The sequence below is a fragment of the Nonomuraea sp. NPDC049695 genome, from assembly GCF_040674955.1.
Classification (GTDB): domain Bacteria; phylum Actinomycetota; class Actinomycetes; order Streptosporangiales; family Streptosporangiaceae; genus Nonomuraea; species Nonomuraea helvata.
Genome location: NZ_JBFANV010000219.1, coordinates 1 through 1,878, shown reverse-complemented (window position 1 = coordinate 1,878; position 1,878 = coordinate 1). Strand labels below are relative to the sequence as shown.

Below are 1,878 nucleotides of genomic sequence, written 5' to 3'. Positions count from 1 at the left end.
CCTTGTAGATGACCTGGGTGAGCGTCGCGCCCAGCACCGTGAGCCCTTGACGCCGCCACCACAGCCCTAACTGAACGGCGTTGGCTCTAGAAGTCGGACGTGTCGGCCCGGGGTCCGCGCTGGCGAGTCCAGCCTTTGAGCGGATCGCCCACCGGCCGCCACGTCGGGCTTGGTGGCGTCGGTGGGCGCCACGTTCGCGATCAAGACCGGCGGCGCGGTTGGTCGCCCGCGCCTGCCATTCTCACGCTCCACAGCGCGTCCACGGCATACACGGTGTGGCACGGTGCGCTGATGTGGATCCTGTAGCCGTTCCAGAACATCTCATCGCCCCTGGCCGCCCAGCGTGCAGCGGTCTCATACGGAGAGGTCCACACGCACTCTGCCCGGCGGCAGTCCTTCTCCGCCATGGCGGCTGCTGCCGATGTCGATGACCCGCTGCCCGCCGCCAGGATGGGCAATACCGGCGAAATCGGCCCACCGAGGGCCGACGATCCACTAGATATCTGGTCATGACGATCAACGACCCGCGTCTGTCCGCATCGAACGGCATGAGCAGGCGGCGGTTCCTGGCGGCGGGCGCTGCCGCAGCGCCTGCCCTCGCGCTGGGAGCCTCCCGGCCGGCGTTCGCCGCCACGGTTCAGACTGCGGGAGTGGCACCGACTGCGCTCGCAGGCTTCGACAAGGTGCTGAAGACCTATATCGCGGAGCGCGGGATCTCCTGCGCGCAGCTCGCCATCACCAAGAACGGCAAGCTCGTGCTGGCCAGGGCCTACCGCTACAGCGACGACCCCGCCGTGCCGACGCTCACGCCCACCTCCCTGTTCCGCATCGCGAGTCTCAGCAAGCACATCACCGCCGTGGCGATCATGAGGCTGGCGCAGGACGGCAAGCTGAGCCTGGGAACGTCCGTGGCCACGCTGCTCGGGCTGCCGATCACGGCGGACGCCCGGCTGGCGAACGTGACGGTGTGGCGGCTCCTGCAGCACACGGGCGGGTGGGACCGCGACATCTCAGGCGACTACCTGTACCTGGACCACACCATCTCCCGATCGCTCGGTGTCCCCCTGCCGATCGCGCGCGAGCACATCATCCAGTACGCCGGCGGCCGCCCGCTCGACTTCGCCCCCGGCAGCAGGTTCGCCTACAGCAACTACGGCTACATGCTGCTCGGCATGATCGTCGAGAAGGTGTCGGGCATGGCTTACGGGTCGTACGTCCAGCAGAAGGTCCTGGCGCCCGTCGGCATCAGCCGCATGCGGCTCGGCCGTACCGTCAAGGCACAGGCCGCGCCCGGCGAGGTCGTCTACGAGTCGACGCAGACGAGCAGGATCGTTACCGACGCGTCCGGTGCGACGGTGCCGGCCCCGTACGGCGGCTTCAGCATGGAGAACCGCGGGCCGGGCGGCGGCTGGCTGGCCTCGGCGGTGGACCTGGTGCGCTTCGCGCGCATCCTCGACGCCCCCGGCGCGGTGCTGAACGCGACATCCATCGGCAGGATGGTGGCCAAGCCGGAGATCGGTGTCACGGACGACGGCTCCTGGTACGGGGCCGGTATGTGGGTCCGCCAGGTGACGGGGCACCTCAACACCTGGCACAGCGGCGGATTGCCGGGGACCTACACCTACACCGCCCGGCTCCAGGGTGGCTTCACCTATGCTGCCCTGTTCAACCGCAACGAGGAGACCGGGTCGCCGGACTTCGACGTGCTCAGCCCGCGCATCAACGCCCAGATCGGCAAGGTGACCACTTGGCCGACGACGGATCTTTTCCCGCGCTATCTCTGAGCTTGTCGTTTAACCTGCCTGCTCGCGGTGCTCGGTGAGTGATGCCGCGCGTTTAGCGGTCTTTCCCACCTCGTGATGACGGGCGAGGGCGCGG

1 protein-coding gene is annotated in these 1,878 nt (G+C 68.4%); it reads left to right on the top strand.

Annotated features, from left to right (window positions below; genetic code table 11):
- Positions 1–509: 509 nt before the first annotated feature.
- The gene (locus tag AB0J64_RS57140; RefSeq protein WP_364047196.1) at positions 510–1,784 is read left to right on the top strand and encodes a serine hydrolase domain-containing protein; all 1,275 of its coding nucleotides are present in this window, start codon (positions 510–512) and stop codon (positions 1,782–1,784) included.
- Positions 1,785–1,878 lie beyond the last annotated feature (94 nt).